The sequence below is a fragment of the Candidatus Culexarchaeum yellowstonense genome (assembly GCF_024707025.1).
GTDB lineage: Archaea > Thermoproteota > Methanomethylicia > Culexarchaeales > Culexarchaeaceae > Culexarchaeum.
The window spans coordinates 1-6,300 of the sequence record NZ_JANGFQ010000090.1 but is presented as its reverse complement, the minus strand read 5'-3'; the positions used below and the strand labels follow the sequence as shown (position 1 = coordinate 6,300).

The 6,300-nt window shown below is 37.7% G+C and carries 7 protein-coding genes; 2 read left to right on the top strand and 5 right to left on the bottom strand.

Translation table 11 applies throughout. The annotated features are described in order from the left end of the window. The 5 genes from MRT15_RS08620 to MRT15_RS08600 form a co-directional block, all read right to left on the bottom strand. Window positions 1-206: hypothetical protein (locus MRT15_RS08620; protein WP_304329679.1), on the bottom strand; the 206-nt coding region annotated here is incomplete at its 3' end. A 164-nt stretch (window positions 207-370) separates the two neighbouring features. Further along, window positions 371-697 (bottom strand): helix-turn-helix transcriptional regulator, encoded by a 327-nt coding sequence (locus tag MRT15_RS08615; protein WP_304329678.1) that lies wholly within the window; start codon window positions 695-697, stop codon window positions 371-373. A 24-nt stretch (window positions 698-721) separates the two neighbouring features. Continuing rightward, the gene (locus MRT15_RS08610) at window positions 722-2,137 is read right to left on the bottom strand and encodes a radical SAM protein (RefSeq protein WP_304329677.1); all 1,416 of its coding nucleotides are present in this window, start codon (window positions 2,135-2,137) and stop codon (window positions 722-724) included. A 60-nt stretch (window positions 2,138-2,197) separates the two neighbouring features. Next, window positions 2,198-2,992: an N-acetyltransferase gene (locus MRT15_RS08605; RefSeq protein ID WP_304329676.1), complete on the bottom strand. Its 795-nt coding sequence runs from the start codon at window positions 2,990-2,992 to the stop codon at window positions 2,198-2,200. Between the two features lie 137 nt (window positions 2,993-3,129). Then, window positions 3,130-3,615 carry a CoA pyrophosphatase gene (locus MRT15_RS08600; protein ID WP_304329675.1) on the bottom strand — a complete coding sequence of 162 codons (486 nt, stop codon included), beginning with the start codon at window positions 3,613-3,615 and terminating at the stop codon, window positions 3,130-3,132. Window positions 3,616-3,752: 137 nt separating this feature from the next. On the opposite strand from MRT15_RS08600, the gene MRT15_RS08595 reads away from it, so the two are divergent. Continuing rightward, the gene (locus MRT15_RS08595; RefSeq protein WP_304329674.1) at window positions 3,753-4,859 is read left to right on the top strand and encodes a glycosyltransferase family 4 protein; all 1,107 of its coding nucleotides are present in this window, start codon (window positions 3,753-3,755) and stop codon (window positions 4,857-4,859) included. A 44-nt stretch (window positions 4,860-4,903) separates the two neighbouring features. Next, a complete protein-coding gene (locus MRT15_RS08590) occupies window positions 4,904-6,142 on the top strand; it encodes a radical SAM protein (RefSeq protein WP_304329673.1) in 1,239 nt (412 codons plus the stop codon). Window positions 6,143-6,300 lie beyond the last annotated feature (158 nt).

Here is a 6,300-nt window from a genome sequence, read left to right as displayed (position 1 = left end):
TCCTTTAAAATAAATCCTGCACCCACAACTTTAGCGTTAACGAAAATCCTACCATCAATAATACTTGCAGTGGCAAGTATTGGGGTATGTCTCATCATATTGATGAAGAACATTGGGTCTTGGGTGAACCCTTTACTCAATTGATCCCTCAAAACCTTAACTCTACCAAAATAAGCCCAATCAATAAAAACCTTTGGGAGCATCATAGCATGTCATAAGGAATTGTTATGGGTTAACTTAATAAAGTTTTCAATAGACATGATGAATTCATATTAATAATATAATTCTATAGCTTTTCAGCATACTTTTCTCTCAATAATGATTGTTTGATTTAATTGTTTGGGGTCTGGTTGTGTTTAAATTCACCTTATTATTCTAATATAATGTTTATTATATTCATCATCTTCTTTAGGCTTCTCCCCCTAGCTTCATTCAGTATTCTCCTTCCAAATTCTGTTATCTTGTAATATTTTTCCGCTTGTTGTGTTGTGAAGCTTTCTATAAGCTTTCTCTCTTCAAGTTCTGTGAGTATGTCGTGTATTGTGCTTAGGCTTGGCTTCCTCTCAGTTATTTGTTGTATTGCTTTTATTATTTGGTAGCATGTCATCATTGATTTCTGTAGTAGTGCAAGTATTAGTAGTCTTATGGCTCCCCTCATCAACATCCATTCAAGCTCCATTAATTCTATTCCACTCATCCCTCTTCACTCACTATTTTGAATTTAACTGTTATTTATCTTTTGCCAGTATTCTGTTTTTATGAAGCATCCTGGGTCTGGCCCTTGTATGTTGTTGAAGTATGCATATGCCCTCGCCCTACATCCACCACAAATATATCTGTACTCGCATTCACTGCACCCCTCCAGTTCATCTCTATTTCTAAGCTTCCATAGTATTGGTGAATCCCTCCATACATCTATAAGTCTATTCACCCTTATGTTTCCAATTTTTATTGGCATGAATACGCATGGTATTATGTCGCCATTCGGCTCTAAGCCGCAGTATAATCTTCCAGCACCGCATCCACCAATGAATTCTGCCAGTGCCTTAGCCTTCCCCTTTAATAGTTCCATTGCCGATTTGTTTGTGAAGTGTGTGGCTATTATTGGTCCCCCCTCGAAGTTTACTGATACCACTGAGTATTGTGGTGCTGTACTGTATGTTTGTATTCTACAGTTTGGAGTTATGAGTTTCCCATAAAGTCCCTCTAGAATCCTCTTCCTCTCCTCCGGTTCTAAATCCATTTTCACAATATCTCTCCCCCTACCTACTGGTATGAAGTTGAAGGCTATGAACCTCTTAACACCAATACCTTCAAGCATATCCACAAGTTTTGGCACTTCATTCATGTTTTGCTTCGTTATTGTTGTTGCTACTCCCACATCTAAACCCACATCTATACAATTCTTTATCCCCTCAATGCTCTTCTTGAATGCCCCCTTTACACCTCTGAAATTGTCATGTGTTTCCTCCAATCCATCCAATGATACTTCAACGTACTGAACCCCTGAATCCTTAAGTTTCATTGCGGTTTCACGATCTATTAGTGTTCCATTGGTGGCTATGGATATGTAGAATTCCCTCTTGTATGCATGGTTTGCCACTTCGTAGAAGTCTTTCCTCATTAGTGGTTCACCTCCGGAGAATGCTATTGCCACAACACCTGCCTCTGCAAATTCATCCACAACCCTCTTCGCCTCAATGGTGTTGAGTTCATCTTCATCTTGTTTTGGTCCCGCATTTTCATAGCAGTGTTTACATTTCAAGTTGCATAGTCTCGTATAATTCCATACCACTAGGAATGGTGCTATGGTTGTTTGAGGTCTCATAACTCCATATTCAGCTATTCCTCCAAGTATGTTTGCTATGGCCCTCCTAATCAATGGGCTCTTCAGTGAACTCCTTAACTCCCCCTCTGATTTCCCAAAGCTTTTAGCTCCAATATTCAGTATCCTTTCCAGTAAAATGTATTTGAATTTTTCACTTGCACTTAAGTTTACATCTAACCCTGCATACTTCTCCAGCATTTTGTTGAAGGATTGTGGGCTACCACTATATATGTATCTCATTAACCCCCTCGACAATGGGTTTCCAAGCCAAATCCTAACAGTATTAACTACTGCATCTACCTCGCTCAACTCTCATCCATATACTGTTGATATATACTTACATATATTCGTTTTTCGTATGATAACTTTTCAATCCAAATCTTTATAGAATCTGTACTCCACGTCAGATACCCTAAACCCCTCTTCAATCATTGTTTGTATGAATAGCTTTTTCGTCGAATCCACTGGGATGATAACTTCCCTAACATCGTTTTCCATGGCATAAATCTTTAACCCTTCAATTATATTCCTTAATGCTTGTTGTGGGTTGCTGTGTGATACTGATAGGTAATCTATGTATAATGTTTCTTCAGGTTCAAATTCAACTACACCACAGAATCTTTCTTCCACATATATTCCGTAGGCTACTTCACCCCTATAATACTTGTATATCTCCCTATCAGCTCTCTCGGTAACTGTACTCCACCATGTTGATGTTAAACCATCAATCTTCCTTAAATCATCCCCTGTCAATTTGATTAGCTTCACATTGCCATTAGTTGAAGTTTTTCCTCTCGGTTCCCATTTCATAATCATTGTGACTCCATCTATGCTGTATCCATTTCTAATGTAGAATGCTAGAGCTTTCAAGTTGTTGTGTTTTACGTTTAATCTAACTTTAATTATTCCTCTCCTCTTAAGTATCCTTTCAGCTTCATTTAGTAGTTTTCCACCAATTCCAGCTCCTCTATACTCCTCTTTGACTGCTATTGCTTCAATGTACCCTTTCCCCCCACCATAGTATAGGTGTAGGAATCCCACTACTTTATCATTTAAGCATGCTACGAGTAGTATGTTCTGTTTGCCATTTGCCATTACTATGCTCTTATACCATTCTTCATCAGCTTCTTCCAAAACATCTTTGTTTTCAAGGTATACATCCATTATTCCATTTAAGTCTTCAAGTCTAGCTTCACGTATAATTAAGTTTTGTAGTCAAACTTTTTCGTTGACTTGCAATATCCCACCAATCCAATATGTTTCCTTAATTTGGGAATGACGTTGTTGTTATATAAATCTTCCTATTTTAGTATTTCTATTAATCTTTTGGTTATTCTGGCTGTTAACCCCCATATTATGTAGCTTCCATACCTATATCCTTCAACCCTCCTCCCATCAATTTCCACTTCACTTAGACATAGCCTTTTAATTGGGATCCACATGTAATCTGTAACTTCATTTGAGAGTTTTACTTCTGGTTTGAATTTTAATTTTGCTATGACTGGATATACTTTTAGTTTTGGTTCATTGGCTGGTTGGAATACTCCTAGAATTCCAATGACATCTTCTCTCTTCACTTCTATGCCTACCTCTTCCCATGCTTCTCTTATGGCTGTTTCTATTATGTCTACATCTTGCATCTTCGTTCTCCCCCCTGGGAATGCTATTTGTCCAGACCATGGGTCCATGGGATTTACAGCTCTCCTAATATATAGTGCTTCGAGCTCTCCATCTTCACATAGTATTATCATTACTGCAGCTCTATCTTCATCTGCTTTTAAATCCATGTTTCCCCATTCAATTTTAATACTAGATTTTTCCACGTTTAAACCACTTTCAATTATAGTTATATTGTGTTTTCATCGTATTATAAGTTTATTTCCATTGAAATTGTTTAAATAGCCTTTCCACCATAGATTTCTATGTGAAGATTGCTCTTTGTAGTGATTACTTTTATCCTAAGATTGGTGGTATAACTGTTCATGTTGAGAATTTGGCTAAGGCTTTGGAGTTTAGGGGTCATGATGTATTCATTGTCACTAAGAAGGCTGATTTTGATGATAATATTCATGGTTTAAGGGTTGTTAGGGTTAAATCCCTATTTAGAACTTCTCAAACCATCGACATCCCATATACTGATGAGCTTATGGATGTTTTTAGGAGGGAGAAGCCTGACATTATACATGCACATCACGCCTTCTCACCCATATCCCTATTCTCATTGGCTATTGGTAGGAGGCTTGGAATCAAGACTGTTTTAACGAATCACTCCATACAATTCCTATATGATGTGGCATACTTGTGGAAGCCATTCTCCTACTTAGCTTTCCCCATAACGCAATACATAAATTATGCTGATAGAATCCTAGCTGTAAGTTGTGCTGCTGCGAAATTCATTTCACACTTCACAGATAAAGATGTAATGGTGATTCCCAATGGTGTTAATGTTGAAGAGTTCACGCCGTCAAGGAAGGATTTTGATGGTAGAAGCATACTTTTCGTTGGTAGGCTTGTATATAGGAAGGGGGTTCATAGACTCCTAAATGTCATGAGATATATTGTTAGGGAAGTTGAGGATGCACATTTATACATGATTGGATCTGGATACCTAAGTTCAACAATTAAATTCATGGTTAAATCCCTAAACCTCCAAGGAAACATAACCCTAATTGGTAGTGTGGGGAGGGAGGATTTAATCGAATATTATAAGAGATCCCACGTATTCGTCTTACCCTCAGTATATGGAGAATCCTTTGGCATAGTTATCTTGGAGGCTATGGCTTCAAAAACTCCAGTTGTAGCTGTAGCTCAAGGTGGAATTAAAGAGTTGCTGGAAAATGGTGAAACAGGACTCCTAGCTGAAGGTGAAGGGTTAACTAAGAAGCTCGCCGAAAACATATGCACACTACTAAAGGATAAAAGATTATCTGAGAAGATTTCATCAAATGCTTATAGGGAAGTTCAAAAATACGATTGGAAAATTATAGCCAGGATGATTGAAGAAGTTTATGAAGATATTTTATCCTCATAGATTTTCCAAACAATTATTAAACTCTTTAATCACAAATTAATTTGATGTTTAAGGTTGCCATTAGGGATCCTAGGAAATGTATGGATTGTGGTACATGTGATCTTATAGTGGCATGCCCAGTTAATAGGGTTGGTGATACTAGGAATTGTGTTGGTTGTGGTGCATGTTACTTGGCATGTCCATATGAAGCCATATACATGGTTGATGCTGATAGGGTTAAACATGTGTCCATAGTGGTTAATGGTGAGAAGTTTAGTGTCCCAGATAAGATTACAGTTCTTAATGCTCTGGAATTCATCGGCTTTAAAGTTTCAAGTTTCCCCGGTGAAGGTGATATTTATGCTCCATGCCGTGTTGGTGGATGTTGGAGTTGTGCTGTAATTATTGATGGCTCTCTAAAACCTAGCTGTATAACTCCAGTTAGGGATGGTATGATTATTGAAACAAATCTACCAGAAAATTATGTTCCAAAGAGGCTTATTCACGGTTGGATGGGTCACCCTGTGGGTGGTGTTGGTACTCCATGGTGGATTAAGGGGAGAGGGTATGTTGAAGCTGCAGTTTTCGCTTGCGGTTGCAATCTAAGATGCCCACAATGCCAAAATTGGACTACAACATACTGTGGCTCCGAAATCCCATATACTCCTAGGGAAGCTGCATTGATAATGACAGATACTAGGAGGATTTACAATGTGGATAGAATGGCAATTTCAGGTGGTGAATGTACACTGAATAGACATTGGTTAGTTCAATATATTACTGAACTTAAAAAGCTTAATCCAGATGATAAAGCCAGATTTCACGTGGACACAAACGCCACAATACTAACAAAGGATTACATTGACGATCTAGTTGAAGCTGGAATGACAGATATAGGTCCAGATTTAAAGGGGATTAAAGTTGAAACATTCATGCATATAACTGGAATAAGTGATAGAAGCTTAGCTGAAAAGTACCTTAAAACCTCTTGGAATGCCTTCAAATACATAGTTGACAATTATCTTGGGAAAGTATTCATAGGAGTTGGAATACCATACAATAAAGAACTAATATCGCTTGAAGAAATAGCAGAGATCGGTGAAGAAATATACAAAATATGCCCAGAAGTTCAAGTATGCGTACTCGATTATAGACCTGAATTTAGGAGGAGGAATATATCTAGGCCAAAATTCCATGAAATGGTTAAGGTTTGGGAAATTCTAAAGTCAACTGGATTGAAAACAGTGATATGTCAAACTGAGCGTGGACATATAGGCCCATATGAAGCTAAACCACGATTCTAAATCCCATTAAATGGAAATATTTATATACTCCTATAACAATTGTTATATTGGTGGTTGACTCGTGTCAACTTTAAATGAGAAGAAGGAGGTCATTAAAGCAGTTTTGAGGGAGTTGCATAGTGGTGTTAGTTTAGAGGTTTTAAAGGAGAGGTTTAAGG

Coding starts and splice junctions, on each gene's coding strand:
- MRT15_RS08615 (WP_304329678.1), bottom strand. CDS start 697: ATGAGTGGAATAGAATTAATGGAGCTTGAATGGATGTTGATGAGGGGA.
- MRT15_RS08605 (WP_304329676.1), bottom strand. CDS start 2,992: ATGGATGTATACCTTGAAAACAAAGATGTTTTGGAAGAAGCTGATGAA.
- MRT15_RS08600 (WP_304329675.1), bottom strand. CDS start 3,615: ATGGATTTAAAAGCAGATGAAGATAGAGCTGCAGTAATGATAATACTA.
- MRT15_RS08590 (WP_304329673.1), top strand. CDS start 4,904: ATGTTTAAGGTTGCCATTAGGGATCCTAGGAAATGTATGGATTGTGGT.